The organism is Yoonia vestfoldensis (genome assembly GCF_002158905.1).
Lineage (GTDB): Bacteria > Pseudomonadota > Alphaproteobacteria > Rhodobacterales > Rhodobacteraceae > Yoonia > Yoonia vestfoldensis_B.
Window position 1 is genome coordinate 2,766,981 of record NZ_CP021431.1, and the last position, 20,473, is coordinate 2,787,453.

General features: G+C 59.7%; 21 protein-coding genes and 1 pseudogene. 9 read left to right on the forward strand and 13 right to left on the reverse strand.

The window, feature by feature from the left end:
- Position 1: 1 nt before the first annotated feature.
- Together ccrA and LOKVESSMR4R_RS13865 are read right to left on the reverse strand one after the other, a co-directional pair.
- Positions 2-1,297 carry a crotonyl-CoA carboxylase/reductase gene (gene ccrA / locus LOKVESSMR4R_RS13860; RefSeq protein ID WP_087213267.1) on the reverse strand — a complete coding sequence of 432 codons (1,296 nt, stop codon included), beginning with the start codon at positions 1,295-1,297 and terminating at the stop codon, positions 2-4.
- A gap of 115 nt (positions 1,298-1,412) precedes the next feature.
- Positions 1,413-2,810 carry a 1-acyl-sn-glycerol-3-phosphate acyltransferase gene (locus tag LOKVESSMR4R_RS13865; protein WP_087213270.1) on the reverse strand — a complete coding sequence of 466 codons (1,398 nt, stop codon included), beginning with the start codon at positions 2,808-2,810 and terminating at the stop codon, positions 1,413-1,415.
- A 133-nt stretch (positions 2,811-2,943) separates the two neighbouring features.
- Here LOKVESSMR4R_RS13865 and LOKVESSMR4R_RS13870 point away from each other — a divergent pair.
- The 4 genes and pseudogenes from LOKVESSMR4R_RS13870 to deoD all read left to right on the forward strand — a co-directional run.
- Positions 2,944-4,914, forward strand: a pseudogene (locus LOKVESSMR4R_RS13870) (methylmalonyl-CoA mutase family protein); the annotation flags it as partial.
- Between the two features lie 82 nt (positions 4,915-4,996).
- On the forward strand, positions 4,997-5,929 hold the full coding sequence (locus LOKVESSMR4R_RS13875; protein WP_087207531.1) for an IS5 family transposase: 933 nt from the start codon (positions 4,997-4,999) through the stop codon (positions 5,927-5,929).
- 143 nt (positions 5,930-6,072) lie between these two features.
- Positions 6,073-6,399 carry an H-NS family nucleoid-associated regulatory protein gene (locus LOKVESSMR4R_RS13880; protein WP_204248679.1) on the forward strand — a complete coding sequence of 109 codons (327 nt, stop codon included), beginning with the start codon at positions 6,073-6,075 and terminating at the stop codon, positions 6,397-6,399.
- A gap of 81 nt (positions 6,400-6,480) precedes the next feature.
- Positions 6,481-7,185 (forward strand): purine-nucleoside phosphorylase, encoded by a 705-nt coding sequence (gene deoD / locus LOKVESSMR4R_RS13885; RefSeq protein ID WP_087209486.1) that lies wholly within the window; start codon positions 6,481-6,483, stop codon positions 7,183-7,185.
- Here the strand turns inward: deoD and LOKVESSMR4R_RS13890 are convergent.
- Both LOKVESSMR4R_RS13890 and LOKVESSMR4R_RS13895 read right to left on the reverse strand, forming a co-directional pair.
- Positions 7,182-8,027, reverse strand: coding sequence for an urea carboxylase-associated family protein (locus LOKVESSMR4R_RS13890; protein ID WP_087209489.1), 846 nt, complete (start codon positions 8,025-8,027; stop codon positions 7,182-7,184). The two genes, deoD and LOKVESSMR4R_RS13890, sit on opposite strands and share 4 nt — an antisense overlap.
- Before the next feature lie 42 nt (positions 8,028-8,069).
- Positions 8,070-8,849 (reverse strand): succinate dehydrogenase iron-sulfur subunit, encoded by a 780-nt coding sequence (locus LOKVESSMR4R_RS13895; RefSeq protein WP_087209492.1) that lies wholly within the window; start codon positions 8,847-8,849, stop codon positions 8,070-8,072.
- Between the two features lie 200 nt (positions 8,850-9,049).
- Between LOKVESSMR4R_RS13895 and LOKVESSMR4R_RS13900 the strand changes: the two genes are divergently transcribed.
- Positions 9,050-10,087 (forward strand): glycosyltransferase family 4 protein, encoded by a 1,038-nt coding sequence (locus LOKVESSMR4R_RS13900; protein ID WP_087209495.1) that lies wholly within the window; start codon positions 9,050-9,052, stop codon positions 10,085-10,087.
- 13 nt (positions 10,088-10,100) lie between these two features.
- A complete protein-coding gene (locus LOKVESSMR4R_RS13905; protein WP_157898230.1) occupies positions 10,101-10,895 on the forward strand; it encodes an FkbM family methyltransferase in 795 nt (264 codons plus the stop codon).
- Between the two features lie 31 nt (positions 10,896-10,926).
- Here the strand turns inward: LOKVESSMR4R_RS13905 and LOKVESSMR4R_RS13910 are convergent, their stop codons facing one another.
- From LOKVESSMR4R_RS13910 to LOKVESSMR4R_RS13945, 8 genes are all read right to left on the reverse strand, one after another.
- Positions 10,927-11,202, reverse strand: coding sequence for a hypothetical protein (locus LOKVESSMR4R_RS13910; RefSeq protein WP_087209500.1), 276 nt, complete (start codon positions 11,200-11,202; stop codon positions 10,927-10,929).
- Entirely contained in the window at positions 11,202-13,007 is a 1,806-nt protein-coding gene (gene sdhA, locus LOKVESSMR4R_RS13915) for a succinate dehydrogenase flavoprotein subunit (RefSeq protein ID WP_087209503.1), read from the reverse strand. The genes LOKVESSMR4R_RS13910 and sdhA overlap by 1 nt, the downstream gene beginning before the upstream one ends.
- Before the next feature lie 18 nt (positions 13,008-13,025).
- Positions 13,026-13,397, reverse strand: a complete 372-nt coding sequence (gene sdhD / locus LOKVESSMR4R_RS13920) for a succinate dehydrogenase, hydrophobic membrane anchor protein (RefSeq protein ID WP_087209507.1) — start codon at positions 13,395-13,397, stop codon at positions 13,026-13,028.
- A 12-nt stretch (positions 13,398-13,409) separates the two neighbouring features.
- Positions 13,410-13,793: a succinate dehydrogenase, cytochrome b556 subunit gene (gene sdhC, locus LOKVESSMR4R_RS13925; RefSeq protein WP_087209510.1), complete on the reverse strand. Its 384-nt coding sequence runs from the start codon at positions 13,791-13,793 to the stop codon at positions 13,410-13,412.
- 230 nt (positions 13,794-14,023) lie between these two features.
- A complete protein-coding gene (locus LOKVESSMR4R_RS13930) occupies positions 14,024-15,049 on the reverse strand; it encodes a MaoC family dehydratase (protein ID WP_087209513.1) in 1,026 nt (341 codons plus the stop codon).
- Positions 15,046-15,249, reverse strand: coding sequence for a DUF1737 domain-containing protein (locus LOKVESSMR4R_RS13935; protein WP_007206852.1), 204 nt, complete (start codon positions 15,247-15,249; stop codon positions 15,046-15,048). Before LOKVESSMR4R_RS13935 ends, LOKVESSMR4R_RS13930 begins: the two co-directional genes overlap by 4 nt.
- Before the next feature lie 4 nt (positions 15,250-15,253).
- Entirely contained in the window at positions 15,254-15,799 is a 546-nt protein-coding gene (locus tag LOKVESSMR4R_RS13940; RefSeq protein WP_087209517.1) for an NnrU family protein, read from the reverse strand.
- Positions 15,796-16,638 (reverse strand): HpcH/HpaI aldolase/citrate lyase family protein, encoded by an 843-nt coding sequence (locus tag LOKVESSMR4R_RS13945; RefSeq protein ID WP_087213276.1) that lies wholly within the window; start codon positions 16,636-16,638, stop codon positions 15,796-15,798. Before LOKVESSMR4R_RS13945 ends, LOKVESSMR4R_RS13940 begins: the two co-directional genes overlap by 4 nt.
- Positions 16,639-16,810: 172 nt before the next feature.
- Between LOKVESSMR4R_RS13945 and LOKVESSMR4R_RS13950 the strand changes: the two genes are divergently transcribed.
- Positions 16,811-17,113 (forward strand): hypothetical protein, encoded by a 303-nt coding sequence (locus LOKVESSMR4R_RS13950; protein ID WP_237331796.1) that lies wholly within the window; start codon positions 16,811-16,813, stop codon positions 17,111-17,113.
- Here LOKVESSMR4R_RS13950 and LOKVESSMR4R_RS13955 read toward each other — a convergent pair whose 3' ends face one another.
- Positions 17,114-17,869 carry a sulfite exporter TauE/SafE family protein gene (locus LOKVESSMR4R_RS13955; protein WP_087209520.1) on the reverse strand — a complete coding sequence of 252 codons (756 nt, stop codon included), beginning with the start codon at positions 17,867-17,869 and terminating at the stop codon, positions 17,114-17,116. It abuts the gene before it with no gap.
- A gap of 157 nt (positions 17,870-18,026) precedes the next feature.
- Here LOKVESSMR4R_RS13955 and mdh point away from each other — a divergent pair, with 157 nt between their 5' ends.
- On the forward strand, positions 18,027-18,989 hold the full coding sequence (gene mdh, locus LOKVESSMR4R_RS13960) for a malate dehydrogenase (RefSeq protein ID WP_087213282.1): 963 nt from the start codon (positions 18,027-18,029) through the stop codon (positions 18,987-18,989).
- Between the two features lie 250 nt (positions 18,990-19,239).
- Positions 19,240-20,433, forward strand: coding sequence for an ADP-forming succinate--CoA ligase subunit beta (gene sucC, locus LOKVESSMR4R_RS13965; protein WP_087209522.1), 1,194 nt, complete (start codon positions 19,240-19,242; stop codon positions 20,431-20,433).
- The last annotated feature ends 40 nt before the right edge of the window (positions 20,434-20,473 follow it).

Below are 20,473 nucleotides of genomic sequence, written 5' to 3' on the forward strand. Positions count from 1 at the left end.
CTCAGCGCCCCTCCCGTGACGCTTCGATTGTGTCGGCAAAGGTCCGCAAACCCATCACCGGTGCCTGCACCAGCACGGCCATATTGCCGGGCTTATGTTCATTGCGGCGCATCTTGGTATGGGCCAGCGGGATTTCAGCCCAGGAAAAACATTCCGACATGCACGGATCAAGACGGCGTTCGACCATCAGGTTATTGGCGGCACTGGCCTGTTTGAGATGGGCAAAATGGCTGCCCTGCAACCGTTTTTGATGCATCCACATATAGCGGACATCAAAGGTGCAGTTAAATCCCGTGGTGCCAGCGCAGATGACGACCATGCCGCCTTTCTTGCAGACCAGCGATGATACCGGAAACGTCGCCTCGCCGGGATGTTCGAACACCATATCGACATTCTTGCCCTTGCCGGTGATGTCCCAGATCGCCTTGCCGAAGCGGCGCGCCTCTTTCAGCCAGATGTCATATTCCACGGTATTGACCGTGGGCAGCTGGCCCCAGCAGGAAAAATCATTGCGGTTGATGACGCCTTTGGCCCCCAGCGACATCACGAAATCGCGCTTGCTTTCATCGCTGATCACGCCGATCGCATTGGCCCCCGCCGTGTTGATCAGCTGGATCGCATAGGACCCCAGCCCGCCCGAGGCCCCCCAGACCAGTACATTCTGCCCCGGTTTCAAATCATGCGGTTCATGGCCGAACAACATCCGATAGGCGGTGGCCAGCGTCAGCGTGTAACAGGCACTTTCTTCCCATGTCAGATGCTGCGGGCGCGGCATCAGCTGCTGCGATTGCACGCGGGTGAATTGCGCGAATGACCCGTCGGCGGTTTCATAGCCCCAGATCCGCTGGCTGGGCGAATACATCGGATCGCCGCCGTTGCAATCCTCGTCATCGCCATCATCCTGATTGCAATGCACCACGACCTCGTCGCCAACTTTCCAGCGCTTGACCTTGTCGCCCACAGCCCAGACGATGCCCGCCGCATCCGACCCCAGGACCGCATAGGGCGCCTTATGCCCGTCAAAGGTCGAGACCGGCTGGCCCAGACAGGCCCAGACGCCGTTGTAATTGACGCCCGCCGCCATCACTAGAATGACAACTTCGTGGCTGTCGGGCTTGGGGCAATCGACGACTTCCAGCTGCAAGGCGGTTTCGGGTTCGCCATGGCGTTCGCGGCGCAGCACCCAGGCATGCATCTGCGCGGGCAGATGACCCAGGGGCGGCATTTCGCCCATGGCATAAAGGTCTTTGCGTTCAGCCGCATAGGCCGCTTCGCCGGTGGTCAGATCAAGGGCCATGTCACTCTCCATCGCGATCATTCCGTTGCGCCGCAGTGCAGAATCACGCGGCCTTGGGGAATTGATACGAAGCGTCGCGCAAGATTACAACACTGAGGTGTCGTATTTTGTAATTTTATGTCTGCAGCAACGCAGAAATAGGCGCATCATCCGCCGCAATGTCGAAATGATGCGCAATGGAATTGGCGTAATAGCTCAGGATCGGCTGGCCAAGCGCGGTGACCTGCACAGTCTCGCCCTGACGGCTGATCAGGCGGCGCGCCTGCAACCGGTCCAAGGCATCACTGACGAAATCTTCGGGCAGGCGGCGCGGGCGCGGCACTTGGCGGGCCTGCAAGAACGCCAGCGCCCCGGACACATCCTGCATCAATTGGGCGGTGGTGATCGGCGCATCGGCCAGCAGATACCGCGCCACCAGCGGCACCGCGGGCACCGGCGTGACATCCGCGATCCGCTGCATCAGGGTTTCCGCCAACGCCTGGGTCACGTCCCCCGTATGATTGGCCACGAAAGACGACAGCTTTAGCGGTTCGCCAAAGCTGACAGAGGCGGTGCCGAAGCCGCGAAACCGGCCGGTGACGCGCTGCCAGAAATGCTGGGCGACGCGGCGCAGGACCGTCATCAAAGGCGGGCGGAACCGGCGCGTGCCTGCCTTATGCGCCGCGATCAGGATCGTATCTTCCAGCACCCGGTCATAATTCAGCGCGACAGGAATAAAGATCACCTCGCGGCCTGCGGGGTCGAAATCCTCGATGATGTAATTCAACAACCCGGTGCGCGGCGTGGCCAGCTTGCCATCCAGCGTCAGCCCACCTTCGGGAAAGACCGCTTGGGTCACGCCGGCCCGTGTCGCCATCTGCACATAACGCGCCAGCACCTTGCGATAGAGCGCGCCGCGCGAATTGCGCCGGATGAAATAGGCCCCCATCGACCGGATCACCGGCGACAGCGGCCAGACCCGCGCCCATTCGCCCACCGCATAAGACAGCGCGCCCGCATTGGCCGCCAGATAGGTGACCAGCATGTAATCCATATTGCTGCGATGGTTGATCACAAAGACCACGGCCGCATCGGGGTCGATCTCGGCCATGCGTTTGCGGTCCAGCCGCCCCAGCTGAATCCGATAGAGCGATTTCGACAGCCAGCGCGCCAGCCTGATGCCGATGCTGAAATAGGCCGTCGCGGAAAACGATGGCACGATCTCGCGGGCATAGCTGCGCGCTTTCTCGAAGGCGACGTTTTCGGGCACATTATTGGCACGCGCATGGTCTACGACCGCCTGCGTCACCTCTGGGTCATAGATCAGGCGCTGAATCATGTCATAGCGATGCGCCAGCTTGAACGGCTCGATCGGGCGCTGCAATTTCTTATTGACCCGCGCGATCACCCGTTCCGCGCGTTTGCGGAAAAACCAGCGGACCGAGGGAAACAGGAAATGCGACGCGAAAGTGACCCCCGCGAACAGAATAATCAGCACGAAGGCCCAGACCGGCATAGAGATCGTTTGCGTCATCAGCAGAAAGTGACAGGGTTCCTCGCCAAGGTAAATCCCGCCATGCCGCAACGCAGCGAATTGACAGCGCCACAAAATGTCCGATAGATGGACCAAAGCGTAATTAAATTGCGCAAGATGATTCAGGAGACGCCCGATGTCGCAGATGCAAAAAGACCGCCCCTGGCTGTTCCGCACCTATGCCGGCCATTCCACTGCTGCGGCGTCCAATGCGCTTTATCGCGGCAACCTTGCCAAAGGGCAGACCGGCCTGTCGGTGGCTTTCGATCTGCCCACCCAGACCGGTTACGACAGCGACCATGTTCTGGCCAAAGGCGAGGTTGGCAAGGTCGGCGTGCCGGTGGCGCATCTGGGCGATATGCGGATGCTGTTCGCGGATATCCCACTGGACCAGATGAACACATCAATGACGATCAACGCGACAGCGCCCTGGCTGCTGGCGCTTTACATCGCCGTGGCCGAGGAACAGGGCGCCGATGTCAGCGCGCTGCAAGGCACGGTACAAAATGACATCATCAAGGAATATCTGTCGCGCGGCACCTATATCTGCCCGCCCGAACCCAGCCTGCGGATGATCACCGATGTCGCGGCCTATACCCGCGAACATCTGCCGAAATGGAACCCGATGAATGTCTGTTCCTATCACCTGCAAGAGGCAGGCGCGACGCCCGAGGAAGAACTGGCCTTTGCACTGGCGACCGCAACGGCAGTGCTGGACGATCTGCGCGGCAAAGTCCCGGCAGAACATTTCCCCGAAATGGTCGGGCGGATTTCCTTTTTCGTCAATGCAGGCATCCGTTTCGTGACCGAATTGTGCAAGATGCGCGCCTTTGTCGAATTATGGGATGAAATCTGCGCTACCCGTTACGGGGTAGAGGATGCGAAATACCGCCGTTTCCGCTATGGCGTGCAGGTCAATTCGCTGGGCCTGACCGAACAGCAGCCCGAAAACAACGTCTATCGCATCCTGCTGGAAACCCTGGCGGTGACCCTGTCGAAAAACGCCCGCGCCCGCGCCGTGCAATTGCCCGCCTGGAACGAAGCCTTGGGCCTGCCCCGGCCCTGGGATCAGCAATGGTCTTTGCGGATGCAACAGATCCTGGCCTATGAAACCGATCTTTTGGAATTCGATGATCTGTTTGACGGCAATCCCGCCATTGACCGCAAGGTCAGCGCATTGAAAGACGGCGCGCGCGCCGAATTGGCGCAGATCGACGGCATGGGCGGGGCGGTCAAGGCCATCGGCTATATGAAATCCCGCCTTGTCGAAAGCAATGCAGCGCGAATCGCCGGGATCGAAAGCGGCAGCACCATCGTCGTTGGCGTGAATAAATGGCAGGCAGGCGAATCTTCGCCACTGACGGCGGGGGATGACGCGATCATGGTCGCCGATCCCGAGGCCGAGGCAGACCAGCTGCGCCGTCTGGCCAGATGGAAGGCCGACCGCGACCCCCAACAGGTGCGTCAGGCATTGGCCGCGCTGCGCATGGCGGCCAGCAGCGATACCAATATCATGATCCCCTCGATTGCCTGCGCGCGGGCCGGGGTCACGACGGGCGAATGGGCCGATGTGATCCGCGCCGTTTTCGGCCAGTACCGCGCCCCCACCGGGGTCAGCGCGCATCCGTCCAACCGGACCGAAGGGCTGGACGATCTGCGCGAACAGGTCAATCAGGTCAGCAGCGCACTGGGGCGGCGGTTGAAATTTATGATGGGAAAACCTGGGCTTGACGGGCATTCGAACGGGGCGGAACAGATTGCCGCACGCGCGCGCGATTGCGGAATGGACATCGCCTATGAAGGCATCCGCCTGACAGCTGATGAAATCATCGCCTCGGCCCGCGACACTGGCGCCCATGTCATCGGCCTGTCGATCCTGTCGGGATCGCATGTGCCGCTGGTGCGCGATGTCATGGCGAAATTACAAGCGGCGGGGCTGAAAGATATACCTGTGGTTGCCGGCGGCATCATTCCCGAGGAAGATGCAATTGCATTGCGCGCTATGGGTGTGGCGAAAGTCTATACGCCAAAAGATTTCGAGCTTAACAAGATTATGGCAGATATCATCACATTGGCTGATCCACGCGCCACTGCAGCCGAATGATCATATCCTTTTGAGGGCTTTGTTGCACAAATCCCATCATGAGGGGATTCACTGTGTGAATCCAGCGTGGTAGCGGGTTGCGATGAGCAGCTGGACACCGACTACGTACAAGACCCGGAACTGGGCAGAGTACAATCATTCACTTAAGCAGCGGGGATCGCTGTCGATCTGGTTTGATCCAGAGATGTCATGGGAAGCAGAGGCCTCTGGACGCCGTGGGCGTCAGAAAACCTACAGCGATGCAGCCATCCAAGCCTGTTTGACCCTCAAGGTACTATTCGGCTTGCCCTTGCGGCAGACGACCGGGTTTGTGGAGAGCTTGCTGAAACGGGTTGAGCTGGACTGGTCGGTGCCGGACTTCAGTACCCTGTGTCGGCGTCAGAAGACGTTGTCCGTCGCCATCCCTTACAAGGGATCAGCAGGACCACTTCACCTGCTTGTCGACAGCACAGGCATTAAGGCTGAAGGCGAAGGAGAGTGGAATGCCCGCAAGCATGGCGGTCCAAAGCGCCGCTTGTGGCGCAAGATCCACATTGGGGTCGATGAGGAAACGCTGGAGATCCGCGCGATCGAGGTGACGAGTAGCAGCATTGGGGACGCCCCGATGCTGCCAGACTTGCTCAGCCAGATCCCACCTGATCAGGAGCTTGGCAGCGTCACGGCGGACGGAGCATATGATACACGCAAATGCCATGATGCGATTGCGGCACGCAATGCGCACGCCGTCATACCCCCGCGCAAGAACGCCAAGATGTGGAAACCTGACACAGCAGGAGCGAAAGCGCGTAACGAAGCAGTGCGATCCTCAAAGTATCTGGGTCGTGCTTTGTGGCGAAACCTGACTGGATATCACCGCCGGAGCCGCGTTGAGACAAAAATGCATTGTGTAAAGCTACTCGGTCAGCGCCTCTCGGCGCGGGACTTCGATCGCCAGGTTGCAGAGATCCAGATCCGTGCCGCGATCCTAAACGGCTTCACAGCTCTTGGCATACCGCGTACGGTCGCCGTAGGCTAAATCCGTCCGGGGTCAGGGGAAACACGTCCCCAAGCGGGTTTGTGCAACAAAGCCCCTTTTGAGCATACAAAAGTTGTTTTCATTTTCTTTCGATAGCAGTACTGCTATGCAATCCTGATCAAACAGACTTATGGATTGTATCGATGAACAAAGACCTTTCCTCCATGACGCGCAGCGAACTTGAAGCTTTGAAGCGGCAAGTCGAAAAGGCCATGGTTGACGTAGCAGAGAAAGACAAGAAAGCCGCGCTTGCTGCTGCCGAAAAAGCCGCCGCAGAACACGGGTTTTCTCTGGCAGAAATCACCGGCGCCGCCGCGCGCAAGGGCAAGACCGGATCAAAATCTTCGGCACCTGCAAAATACCGCAACCCTGCCGATAGCAGCCAGACCTGGACCGGCAAAGGCCGCCAGCCTGCTTGGTTCAAGCAGGCACTGGCCAATGGCACATCGCCCGAAGCGATGGAAATCTAAAAAAGCGCGGGACAGGGCTTTGCCCTCTCCCGCTTGCTTGCGGCACAGGCTAGCTTTCCTGCACTGACAGGAGAGAAAGCAATGACAATACATATCGGCGCTGCCAAAGACGATATCGCCCCGACCGTGCTGATGCCGGGCGACCCTTACCGCGCGAAATGGGCGGCCGAGACCTTTCTTGACGATGCGCGCTGCATCAACCAGGTGCGCGGCATGCTGGGGTTTACCGGCACATGGCACGGCCATCCGGTCACGATCCAGGGCTCTGGCATGGGGATGCCATCGCTGTCGATCTATGCCAATGAGTTGATCCGCGATTACGACGCACAGACCCTGATCCGCATCGGGTCCTGCGGCGGGATGCAGGACGATGTGGGCATCCGCGATGTGATCCTCGCCATGACGGCCACGACAATCTCGACACCGTCGCGGGGCATTTTCAAGGAAGTGAATTTCGCACCCTGTGCCGATTTCGACCTGCTGGCAGCGGCGCATCGCGCAGCGCTTGCCAAGGGCACGACCACCCATGTCGGCGGGATCTATTCATCGGATGTGTTCTATGATGAACGGCCCGACCTGAATGACCAGATGATGCGGCATGGCATCCTGGCCGTGGAAATGGAAGCGGCCGAGCTTTACATCCTGGCCGCGCGGTATAAACGCCGCGCCCTGGCGGTTCTGACCGTCAGCGACCATCTGATCACGCAAGAGGCCCTGCCCGCCGCAGACCGCGAAAGCAGCTTTGGCGATATGGTGGAGATCGCATTGCAGGCGGCCTTTGCCTAACGCCCGTGCGATCCATCATAGGCGTTGACCGCAGGCGGCACCCATCCATCCAGATGGCCAGCCTGCGGCACGCGCTGTTCCATCACCAGCGGACAACAGGCGGCAGCGTCAGAGGAATGTTCGGCACTGCAATCGCCACCGGGACAGGCGCTCAACACGGCCAGCAGATCGATCTCGGCGAAAAGATCAAGATAATCGCCGGGCCGAACCGGGCTGGCCTTCATGAAATATTGTCCGGTGTCGCGGGTAAAGCCCGTGCACATGAAGACATTCAGCACATCATGCACATGGCGCTCTGCCTGCGTCAAAGACAGCCCCGCCGCATCGGCCAGGGCGCGGGTCAGGTTGGAATGGCAGCAATGGTGATAATCGACAGCCGACAACAACCGGCCAGTATAAGGATCACAGCGGGTGCCAATCACGTCATGGACCGACCCGCCAAAAGCGTCGATCCCGTACCAGCCCAGCGTATCGGCCACGATAGTCGCCATCGGGCGCAGATAGGGAAACGACGACCATAATTGATCGCCCGTCGTCACATGGGTGCCATGCAGCGCGCGAGTCTTGCCCGAATAAAACCGCTCGTCCAGGTTATCGGCAGCAAACAGGTTCAGATCGCCGACCTGCGGCCCCTCCACCGCCGAAATCCGCAAGATATGCCCCGCCGGCACCCGGATCGCGGCGGCATCACGCGGTGGCACGACAACCCGCGCCCCCAGCTGCGCAGCAGCCGAAGCGCGCTGCAACAGCGCCATATCAGGGCGCGGCAAAGCCTCGGTCGGATAGCAAATCACCGGTTTGACGGCACGCCGCGCATCCGCATCATCGGGAATATTCATCATCTTCCGAGCCTAAATATCCCCGCGCGGCGCGCATAAAAGTCCTTAGACCACCCGTTCCACCATCATGCCCTTGATGCTGGCGATGGCTTTGGCCGGGTTCAACCCTTTGGGGCAGGTTTTGGCGCAGTTCATGATCGTGTGGCAGCGATAAAGCTTGAACGGATCTTCCAGCTCGTCCAACCGCTCGCCCGTGGCCTCGTCGCGGCTGTCCACGATCCAGCGATAGGCGTGCAACAGCGCGGCTGGCCCCAGATAACGATCACCGTTCCACCAATAAGACGGGCAGGATGTCGAACAGCAGGCGCACATGACGCATTCGTAAAGGCCATCCAGCTTCTTGCGGTCATCGACCGATTGCTTCCATTCCTTGGCAGGCGTGTTCGACTTGGTTTCCAACCACGGCATGATGCTGGCATGCTGGGCATAGAAATGGGTCAAATCGGGGATCAGATCCTTGATCACCGGCATATGCGGCAACGGGTAAATCCTGATGTCGCCCTTGATCTCATCCATGCCATAGATACAGGCCAGCGTGTTGATCCCGTCGATATTCATCGCACAAGACCCGCAGATCCCCTCGCGGCAGGACCGACGGAAGGTCAGGGTCGGGTCGATCTCGTTCTTGATCTTGATCAGCGCATCCAGAACCATCGGCCCACAGCTGTCCATATCAAGGAAATAGGTATCCAGCTGCGGGTTCTTCCCGTCCTCGGGGTTCCAGCGATAGATCTGCACTTTGCGCAGATTGGTCGCACCTTCGGGCTTTGGCCAGGTCTTGCCCGTCGTCATCCGGGAATTCTTGGGAAGTGTCAGTTGTACCATTTTTCAGACCTTTATGCGCGTCGTCATCGTCGATTGGTGATATCACAGACTTTATATAGCCTTTCCAGCAGGATCAAAAGTGCTGTATTAAAGCATGATATGCGCTGAAAGAGTAATGCGCTGCGACAGCAGGGTCCGATCGGGACAGACGCTGTCCAGCCGGATGTGTTGACTAGGAATTTGTTATCGTTATCAGTATCTTGAACATACCTTATGCGCATGGCAACCCCTATCATCAGCTGCTCTATGGGGCTGCGGGGCCCTATGTTGCAGTGCCGGGCGCCAAGGATCTGGACCAGCTTGCACAATATGCCGCAGGCCAGGCCAGCCCCGTGGTGCATCTGCATTGGGATGACCGGATGTTCGGGCGCGATGACGACCCGGATGCCAACCAGGATCACGCGCAAAGATTGGTCCATCGGCTGCAGGCGTTCAAAGCGGCGGGCGGCAAGATTTTCTGGACGATCCACAACAAACGCGCCCATTTCGAACGCGACGCCGAAAGTTTCGCCTGGGGGCGCGGTCAGCTTTGCGCGCTGGCCGATCTGGTGCATGTCCATGCATTGCATGCCGCGCGGCACATGATCGAGGATTGGGGCGTGGCCCCCGAAAAGATCCGGATCATCCGGCATCCCAGCTATCTGGGGGCCTATGAACCCGCTGAAACGACCCTGCAACGGCCCTTGCCCGTCTCGGCGACCCGTCGCTTTGTGTTTTTTGGCACCATGCGCGGGAATAAGGGAATAGCGCTGCTGCCTGAAACAATCCTGCGCCTGGCCAAGCACCGCCCCGATTTCGAGCTGCTGATCGCGGGCAAGACATTGCGGCGCCCGATGCGACAGATGCGGCCCATGTTTGAGCTGCCCCAAGTCAGCCTGCAGGACGGGTTCATCCCCGATGCGCAGATCCCCGGGGTTTTCGTGGATAGCCATGTTTTTCTTGCACCTTTCGGCGATTTCTTCACCTCGGGCAGCGTGATGCTGGCGCAGACCTTCGGCCTGCCCGTCATCGGCCCCAACCGCGAGGAAATGCGTGCCATCACCCCGCCTGCCAACCACGACCTGCTTTATGATGGCCAGCGGCCCAAGCCACTGGTCCAGATGATGAAACGGCTGATCGAAATGCCCCATGACGAATTGCAGGACCGGCGGAACCACTGCCAGCAATTTGCGATCCAGACCCAAAGCGGAACGATCAGCAAAACCTTCACCGAGACCATGCAATCACTCCAACACTAGAAAGACACTTGCCATGAGCCGTGCCGATCCATTCGCCTTTTTCCGTGCCTTGAATGCGATCGGGCTGGAATTCGTACCCACAGAATCAGCAAAAACAACAACCCTGCACAAGCGGCCAAGACCCTTGCTACGTCAGCTGGAACGCCAAGGCATTACCATCGAGACAGCCAAACCATCTGCACAGGCCTTGCAGGCATTTGATTTCCAAGTGGCCACCGTATTTGACGTTGGCGTCGATGCCGGCACACCGCTGATCTATGATGCCTTCCCCGATGCAAAATTTGTACTGATCGATCCAATCCAAGAATCACGCGACCGCGTTTCCCATTGGCAGCAAAAGATCGATTTCGACTTTATCGTTTGTGGGGTCGGTGCAAAGCCGGGACAGATGGAAATTACCATTCCGATGCGCCCCGGCAGGACCAATTTAGCGCGGTCTTCGCTGGCAGGCTTTACCGATGCGAATGCATCCATGTTTACCCAGTTCGAGAAAAGAGACGTTGATATCCGCACGCTTGACGATATTGCCCAAGATTACCAAGGCCCATACGGTCTTAAGATCGACACCGAAGGGTTTGAACGCGAAGTCATCAGGGGGGCGCATAAGATGTTGACGCAATGTGAATTCGTCATTGCAGAAGTGTCGATCAAACGCAGATTTACCAACGGATATCGCTTCAGCGAATTCATCGCCGATATGGGCGAACGCGGCTTTGAGCCGATTGATTTTCTGCGGCCTCTGCGACCTGATGCTGTCGATTGTGACGTTCTCTTCGCCAAATACGATAGCCCGCGCTTCGATTTCTAAGCGCGGACCAGCAGCGACGCGGCAGCCTTGATTAGCGCAACCGCACCGGCCGGATCGGTGTCTCGCCCGTCAGCCGGAACACGCAATCGTCGTAAACCTGCAGCGGATCACGCCCGCGGATCGCGTCGGATGTGATCCCGATACTACCGCTGGCGAAAGGCCCGCTGTTGCTGTTCGCCCCCAGCGTCAGGCCGATCTGCGGCCCCTGTGCGGCGCGGGCGCGGTCTTCGCAGCGGTCGGCGGCGCGGTCCGGCGATACCGGACCGCAAGCCGCCAGCCCCAGCACAAGAACCGCAGCCCAGCGCATCAGAAAGTGCGGACTTTCGGCTTGATCCGGTCTTCGGCAATGCCGCCTTCGGCCTCCGATGTCAGCGGCTTGGTGATCACAGGACGATAGCTCAGCGTGGTTTTCGCGCCATCGACATGCGCCAGCGTATGGACCCGCCATTTCGCATCGTCGCGGTCGGGGTAATCCTCATGCGCATGGGCGCCACGGCTTTCCTTGCGCGCCTCGGCGCCCACGATTGTGGCCAGCGCATTGGGCATCAGATTGTCCAGTTCCAGCGTTTCCATCAGATCGCTGTTCCAGACCAAGGACCGGTCGGTGACTTTCAGATCATCCATCTTGCCCGCAATGGCGGTCATTTTGGTGACACCATCGGCCAACGTCTTGTCGGTGCGGAAGACGGCGGCGTCTTCCTGCATCGCGCGCTGCATTTCCAGCCGCAATTCGGCGGTGCCAACATTGCCCTTGGCATGGCGCAGCCGGTCAAAGCGGGCAAAGCTTGCATCCACCGATGCCGCGTTCAGCGTCGGATTGGCTGCCTTGCGATCAACGACCTGGCCCGCGCGGATCGCAGCGGCACGGCCAAAGACCACAAGGTCGATCAGGCTGTTCGACCCCAACCGGTTCGCACCATGCACCGAGGCACAGCCCGCCTCGCCCACAGCCATCAGGCCGGGCACGATCGCTGTCGGGTCATCTTTGGTCGGGTTCAACACCTCGCCGTGATAATTCGTGGGGATACCACCCATATTGTAATGCACGGTCGGCAGCACGGGGATCGGTTCCTTGGTCACATCGACACCGGCGAAAATCTTGGCGCTTTCGGAAATGCCCGGCAGACGTTCGGCCAAAGCCTCTTTGGGCAGATGGTTCAGGTTCAGGTGGATATGATCGCCATTGGCACCCACACCACGGCCTTCGCGGATTTCCATCGTCATGCAGCGGCTGACGTAATCGCGCGGCGCCAGATCTTTATAGTTCGGGGCATAGCGTTCCATGAACCGCTCGCCTTCAGAATTGGTCAGATAGCCGCCTTCGCCGCGCGCGCCTTCGGTGATCAGGCAGCCTGCACCGTAAATACCGGTAGGGTGGAATTGCACGAATTCCATATCCTGCAAAGGCAGGCCCTGCCGCGCGACCATGCCGCCACCGTCACCGGTGCAGGTATGGGCAGATGTGGCGCTGAAATAGGCGCGGCCATAGCCGCCCGTGGCCAGCACCACCATCTTGGCGTTGAAGACATGCATCGTGCCATCGTCCAGCTTCCATGCAATGACGCCCTGACAGATGCCGTCATCGGACATGATCAGATCAAGCGCGAAATATTCGATATAGAACTCGGCCTTCTGTTTCAGCGACTGACCATAAAGCGTGTGCAGGATCGCGTGGCCCGTCCGGTCGGCGGCGGCACAGGTCCGCTGCACGGCTGGGCCTTCGCCGAATTGGGTCGTGTGACCGCCAAAGGGACGCTGATAGATCTTGCCCTCTTCGGTGCGCGAAAACGGCACGCCGTAATGTTCCAGCTCGTAAACCGCCTTGGGCGCTTCGCGGGCCAGATATTCCATCGCATCGGTATCGCCCAGATAATCCGACCCTTTGACCGTGTCGAACATATGCCATTGCCAGCTGTCAGGGCCCATATTGCCCAGGCTCGCGGCAATCCCGCCCTGGGCCGCAACCGTATGGGACCGGGTCGGGAATACCTTGGTGATGCAGGCAGTGCGCAGGCCCTGTTCGGCCAGCCCCAATGTCGCGCGCAGACCCGCGCCCCCGGCGCCTACGACGATGGCGTCATAGGTATGTGTCTCGTAATCATAAGCGGCCATGTGGTCGTGCTCCGAAAATTACAATGCGATGCGGATGATCGCGAAAACCGCAAACCCCGCTGCGGCATAAGAAAGGCAGATCATGAAAATGATCGCCGCCTTGCGGGCGAAACCATGAACATAATCCTCGATCACGGTTTGGACACCCAGGCGAAAATGGAAAAATCCCACCAGCAGCGTCAGAATGGCCACCACTGCGGGAAACGGACGCTGATAATAGGCGATCACCTCTGCATAAGGCGCACCAAGGATCTTGCCAAAGGTGAAGACGAATAAAGGCACCAACACCAAAAGAGCAACCGACGTCACCATCATCTGCCAATGGTGATGCGTGCCCGACTTGGCCGATCCCATGCCCACCGCGCGTTTGCGATCTGTCAAAAATGCCATAGCAATTGATCCTTACAAAAGAGCGACGGTGACAAGCGTCAACACCACCGACAAGGCGACCATCGCCTGGCCCGCGCGTTCCGAACTGGCCACATCCAGCATCCGGCCGCTATCCCAGACCAGATGCCGCAACCCGCCAAGGCTGTGATACCACAAGGCCCAGATCGACCCCAGCATGATCAATTTGCCAAACCAGCTTGTCAGCACGCCATTGGCCAGCGCGAAAGCCTCGGGTCCGGTCGCGGCGGCCACGAACCACCACACGATCAGCAGCCCCGCCACCAACAAAGCATTGCCGGTGATACGCACCAGGATCGAGGTGATAGATGTCCATTGCGGACGATAGATCGTCAGATGCGGCGAAAGCGGGCGATTGCCCCGGTTCACATCGGCCATAGTGCTTCCCTTCAGTGGCGCGCGCTGTCCGGCGCGACAGCGGCTTGGCTTCCTACTTGCACCATTCCACTGCCAGAGTCACGCATCGCACAAGTGTTTTTACGCTTCATTCCACCGCGACCAGCTAATTTTTTTGATTTGTGATCACGAATTTTTCGCGTGTGATCACACCCTTCCCATCTTCCGAGCCCAAATATCCCCGCCAGAGGCTTGGCATCGCGCCAGCGATGTCAAATCGGCATCAGGGCCCAATAATCAAGGTCCAGCAGCACATCCGCGTCATATTTGCCATCCGCCCCGCGCAACACGCCCGCCGCCCCTTTGGTCGCCACCAGCCGCAGCCGGATCGCGCCGACGCCGGGGGCGGATGTCTCGGCCAGATCAAGCACTTCGGACCAGGCGCGCAATGTCTCCCCCGCAAAACAGGGGTTCGCATGTGCACCACCGTTCAGCGCCACGATCATCTGGGCATTGGCCAAACCATTGAAAGACAAGGCCCGCGCCAGCGACATCACATGGCCACCATAGATCAGCCTCTTGCCATCGGCGCGGTGGGTCGCGTCGAAATGCACCTTGGCGGTATTCTGCCACAGACGGGTGGCCAGCATATGCTCTGCCTCTTCGATGGTGACGCCATCGACATGGTCGATCACCTCGCCCAGGGCATAATCCCGCAGGCGGTGCGGCTCTCCGGCCAAAGCAAAATCATAGCGGCTGAAATCGAGACCCGCAGGGATGACCAGATCAGCGGCGGCAACAAAAGGCGCAAGCTCTGGCACAACCGCCCGTGGCGCGGGTCCCGACCCGCGCTTACGCACCATCACCCAGCGCACATAGCGCAGCACATCCGCGCCATGCTGGTTGCGCCCGGTCGTGCGGACCCAGACCACACCCGAGGTGCCGTTCGAATTTTCCTTGATCCCGATCACTTCGGATGTCGCCGTAACCGTATCACCGGGCCAAAGCGGGGCAAGCCAGCGCCCCTCGGCATAGCCAAGATTAGCCACCGCATTCAAAGAGACATCAGGCACCGTTTTGCCAAACACCGTATGGAAGCTCACCAGATCATCCAGCGGGCTGGCCGGCAGACCGCAGGATTGCGCAAAGACATCCGAGGAATGCAGCGCATGGCGCGCGGGGTAAAGCGCGTGATAAAGCGCGCGTTCCCCGCCCGAAACCGTGCGCGGCACCGCATGGGTGATCACGTCACCAACCGCGTAATCCTCGAAAAACCGGCCCGCATTGGTCTTGGTCATTGCTGGCCCAGCTTCATCTCGGGGGAATAGGGCGTGTCGATCTCTTTTGTGACCGCCTGTCCGCAGCGCATCACGCCATTGGCCTGATCAAACGCATAGGTCGGGCTGCCATAAAGCTCCCAGCCTTTGGACAAAGCCTCGGAAACTTTGTGGCAGAATGCAGATGTGTCGTCTTCGGTCAGCAAGCGATAGATTTTCATGGGATCATCCAAAAGGGTTATAGCCAAGCCAGGCGTGGATCGCCGCAATGATCGCAAAGACAACCACGGTCGCCACCACGGCGGTGATTTCCTTTTTCACAGGTGCCACAGGGGGCGGCGTCCAATTGCGGTTGGCGCGGTTGATCAAGATCACCTCGGCCACGGCCCAGGCCAGCAAGCCGCCGAACAACACGAAAGACGGCACATCGCCGTTGACCAGCAGATGCGCCAGCGCCCAGATCTTGACGGCGGTCAGCTGCGGGTGCCGGATGCGGCGGGTGATCCGCGTTTTCGCCCCGCTTGCGGCATAAAGATAGACGGCAAAGACCATCAGCAGGTTGTTGATGCCGGTCATCGCAGGGCTGCGGCCCCAATAGACCGCGCCATCGGCCATCCGGTAGCCGATCACCATCAGCACGATGCCAAGCACGGCACCCAAGGTGACAAGCAGCTTGCCCTTGTCGCCCATGCTGGCGCGGCTGGCGGGTGCCAGACGTTTCCAGAAATGGACGCCCGCCCATAGGGCCAAGCCCAGAATCAATACACTCATGCGCTCTCCAATGCGGCGATGGCCTCTGCTTTGGCCAAAGTCGCCTTTGCGGTGACGATATGCAAGTTCTCGACGATCTTGCCATCGACGACCGCGACACCCTGGCCCTGCGCCTGCGCCTCGGCAAAGGCGGCGATCTGGCGATGGGCCAGCGCGATTTCCTCGGCGCTTGGGCCAAAGGCGGCGTTGGCAATGGCGATCTGCGCGGGATGGATCAGCGTCTTGCCGTCAAAGCCCAGATCGCGCCCTTCGACACATTCGGCGCGCAGACCCTCGTCATCCTGAAAGGCGTTATAGACCCCGTCGAGCGCCACAACCCCCGCAGCCTTGGCCGCCAGCAGGCACATCTGCAAGGCCATCATCAAGGCAGGCCGCCCGCGCGACCCCATATCCTTGGCCAGATCATTGGTGCCCAGCACGAAACCCGCGATGCGCGGATGCGCGGCGATACTGGCGGCATTCAGCACGCCTTGTGGCGTTTCCATCATCGCCCAGATCGGCAGATCAGGGACAAATGCGGCCAGCGCATCGACATCGGCGGTGCTGTTGACCTTGGGCAACAGGATCGCATCGCAATCCATCGCGGCGACGGCGGCGGCATCGGCACGACCCCATTCTGTATCAAGCGCGTTGATCCGCACGATCCGCTGGCGCGGGCCATAACCGCCACCCGCCAAAGCCGCGAACAAGGTATCGCGCGCGGCGATCTTGGCGTCGGGGGCGACCGCATCTTCCAGATCGAACAGGATCACGTCGACAGGCAGACCGCGCGCCTTGTCCAAAGCGCGGTCCTTTGATCCCGGAATATAGAGCGCTGACCGTGTGGGGCGGGTGTGCATCGAATCCTCCTCGCAACAATATTGCGCGAACATGGCCAGAGTCTTGCCGATGATTCAACCCCGATCTTGCCGCGACGCAGCAAAGGGCCGGTTACAGGATATTAACCCCTTTGCCCTATTCCCGATAGCAGACCTGCGCGGACAGGTCATCCGGCAGAAGGCGGACACGATCGTGCGGTATTTGTATTATATGTGTTTTGGTTGCATCGCGGCGTTTCTCGGGGCGACGCAGGCGCAGGCAATGGCCTGCGCCGATACCGCTCTTGTCGCGCAGCGGCTGGCGCAGATTTATGGCGAAAGGCAGCTACTGGTGACCCCCGGCCCCGACGGCAGCCTGACCCAGCTATTTGCCGCAACCGATACCGGCAGCTGGACCATCGCCATCACCCAGCCGGATGGACAGACCTGTCTGGTGGCCTCTGGCGCTGGCTTTGACTGGCGCGCGGCGCTGTTCGGCCCCGGACGCAGCACCTGATCAGGCCAAGGCGACCCAGATCAACCGCAACCCCGTTGCCACCAACAGCAGATAGGTCAGCGCAAAGAATACCCGCTCTGGCACCAGCCGATGCGCCCTGATCCCGATCCATGCGCCGATCAGCGCAAAAGGGGCCAGCACCACACTGGCCGTGAGCGTCTCGAGCGAGAAAATCCCCAGATAGGCGTAAGGCACCACCTTCATCCAGTTGATCGCCCAGAACGACAGCACGGTCGTTGCCTGAAACGCGGTCTTTCCCAGCCCTTGGGACAACAGAAAGATTGCCGTGGGCGGCCCGCCTGCATGGCTGACAAAACTGGTAAAGCCGCCGACCAGACCGGCCAGCCAGGCAAAGGGCCGCGAAAACGGCATATGCCGCATTGCCAGCCAACCCCGCGCGCGGGCTAGCTGGAACGCGACGAAACCCAGACAGATCACCCCGATCAGCAGGCGGAACACATCCGCATCGACCAGCGCATAAAGCACCGCCCCGATGATGCAGCCGGGCACGGCGCCTTGCATGATTCCCTTGGCGGACGGCCAATGCCATTGCCCCCAATAGGGCCGCAAGGTCGCCGCATCGACCAGCATGAACAAGGGCAGGATGATCCCCAGCGCCAGCCCCGGCGGCACCACCAGCGCCAGAATCGCCCCCGCGACAAAGGCGGCACCCGACCCGAAGCCCGCTTTGGAAATCCCCGCAAAGATGATCGCGGGGATACCGAGCGCAAAGAAAACCCAATCGAATACGATCACGCGACAGCCTCAAATGCCTGTTGTTTGGCCCGCTTAGCCGCTTTGCCGGGTCATGGCCATGGCCTGACCCGCGATGCCGCGTTGCAGCACACTTGCCAGAGCGGCTGCAAAGGCTTACCCAATGCGCCAAATCCAAACCACCAAAGGATCCATTTCCATGGCCAGACCCAAGATCGCCCTTATCGGCGCCGGACAGATCGGCGGCACGCTCGCGCATCTCGCAGCTGTCAAAGAACTCGGCGATGTCGTGTTGTTCGACATTTCCGACGGCATCCCGCAAGGCAAGGCGCTTGATATCGCCGAATCCGGCCCCGCCGCGAAATTCGACGGCAGCTTTAAAGGCACCAATGATTACGCCGATATCGCGGGTGCGGATGTCTGCATCGTGACCGCAGGCGTGCCGCGCAAGCCCGGCATGTCGCGCGACGATCTGCTGGGGATCAACCTCAAGGTCATGAAATCCGTGGGCGAAGGCATTGCCGCACATGCGCCGAATGCTTTTGTCATCTGCATCACCAACCCGCTGGATGCGATGGTCTGGGCGCTGCGCGAATTTTCCGGCCTGCCGCATCACATGGTCTGCGGCATGGCAGGCGTGCTGGATTCGGCCCGTTTCCGGCATTTCCTGGCCGAGGAATTCAACGTCTCGATGCGCGATGTCACCGCTTTCGTTCTGGGCGGGCATGGCGACACGATGGTGCCGCTGACGCGCTATTCCACCGTCGCCGGTATCCCTCTGCCAGATCTGGTCGAGATGGGCTGGACCACACAGGACAAGCTGGACGCCATCGTACAGCGCACCCGTGACGGCGGCGCCGAAATCGTCGGCCTGCTGAAAACCGGGTCGGCCTTTTATGCGCCTGCGACCTCTGCGATCGAGATGGCCGAGGCTTTCCTGAAAGACCAAAAACGCGTGTTGCCCTGTGCGGCGCATGTGGATGGCGCTTACGGGTTGAACGGGTTTTACGTTGGCGTGCCGACCGTGATCGGCGCTGGCGGGATCGAACGCGTGGTCGAGATCAGCATGAACAAGGACGAACAGGCGATGTTCGACAAATCGGTTGACGCGGTCAAAGGTCTTGTCGAGGCTTGCAAGGGCATTGACGGCACATTGGCCTAAGCCCCAGACAGGGCGGGTTGCAGGGGGTCGCCAGTGGCGGCCCCTTTTTGTTGCGCGGCGCTGATCGCGCGAATCTTTGCAAATTGCGCGAAATCATCAAGAACTGCAGGGAGATCGATTTTGTGATCACACTTTTCAATCAAGTGATCACAAATGTCGGATTATCTGTGCCTCACTCGCATTTAAGTTAGAAATGTACGATTTGTTGTGATTTAGGCTGTACCAACCGAAGTCAAATTGGACATGCCTTATGAATATCCACGAATATCAGGCCAAAGCCTTGCTGCGCAGCTACGGCGCGCCCGTTTCCGACGGCCGCCCCGTGATCCGCGCCGAAGATGCGAAAACCGCCGCTGGTGAATTGGACGGCCCGTTGTGGGTCGTCAAGGCACAGATCCACGCCGGCGGCCGTGGCAAAGGGAAATTCAAAGAGGCTGACGCCGGTGACAAAGGCGGCGTGCGCCTGTGCCGGTCCGTCGAAGAAGCCGCCGAAGAGGCGAAAAAGATGCTGGGCCGCACGCTGGTGACGCACCAGACCGGCCCCGCCGGCAAGCAGGTCAACCGCATCTATATCGAGGATGGCTCGGGGATCGAAACCGAAATGTATCTGGCCCTGCTGGTGGATCGCCAGACCAGCCGGATCAGTTTCGTCGTCTCGACCGAAGGCGGCATGGATATCGAAGAAGTCGCCGCAGCGACCCCTGAAAAGATCCTGTCCTTCAGCGTCGACCCTGCCACCGGCTATCAGGCATTTCACGGCCGCCGCGTCGCGTTCACGCTGGGGCTGACCGGCAGCCAGATCAAGCAATGCGTCACGCTGATGGGCCAGCTGTATAAAGCCTTCACCGAAAAAGACATGGAGATGCTGGAAATCAACCCGCTGATCGTGACCGACAAGGGCGATCTGAAGGTGCTGGATGCCAAAGTATCGTTCGACGGCAACGCCATGTATCGCCATGCCGATGTCGCCAGCCTGCGTGACGAGACCGAGGAAGACCCCAAGGAACTCGCCGCTTCCAAATACGACCTGAACTATATCGCGCTGGATGGCGAAATCGGCTGTATGGTCAATGGTGCGGGCCTCGCCATGGCGACGATGGATATCATCAAGCTTTACGGCGCAGAACCTGCCAACTTCCTCGACGTGGGCGGCGGTGCGACCAAGGAAAAGGTGACCGAGGCTTTCAAGATCATCACCTCTGACCCCAATGTCAAAGGCATCCTTGTCAACATCTTCGGCGGCATCATGCGCTGCGATGTCATCGCCGAAGGCGTGATCGCGGCTGTGAAAGAGGTGGGGCTGAAGGTCCCGCTGGTCGTGCGCCTTGAGGGCACGAATGTCGAGAAAGGCAAGGAAATCATCCGCAATTCCGGCCTTGATGTGATCGCTGCTGACGATCTGAAAGATGGCGCGCAGAAGATCGTGAAAGCCGTCAAAGGTTAACCCGTAGGGTGGGTCCAGACCCACCTTACCCCCAGATTTC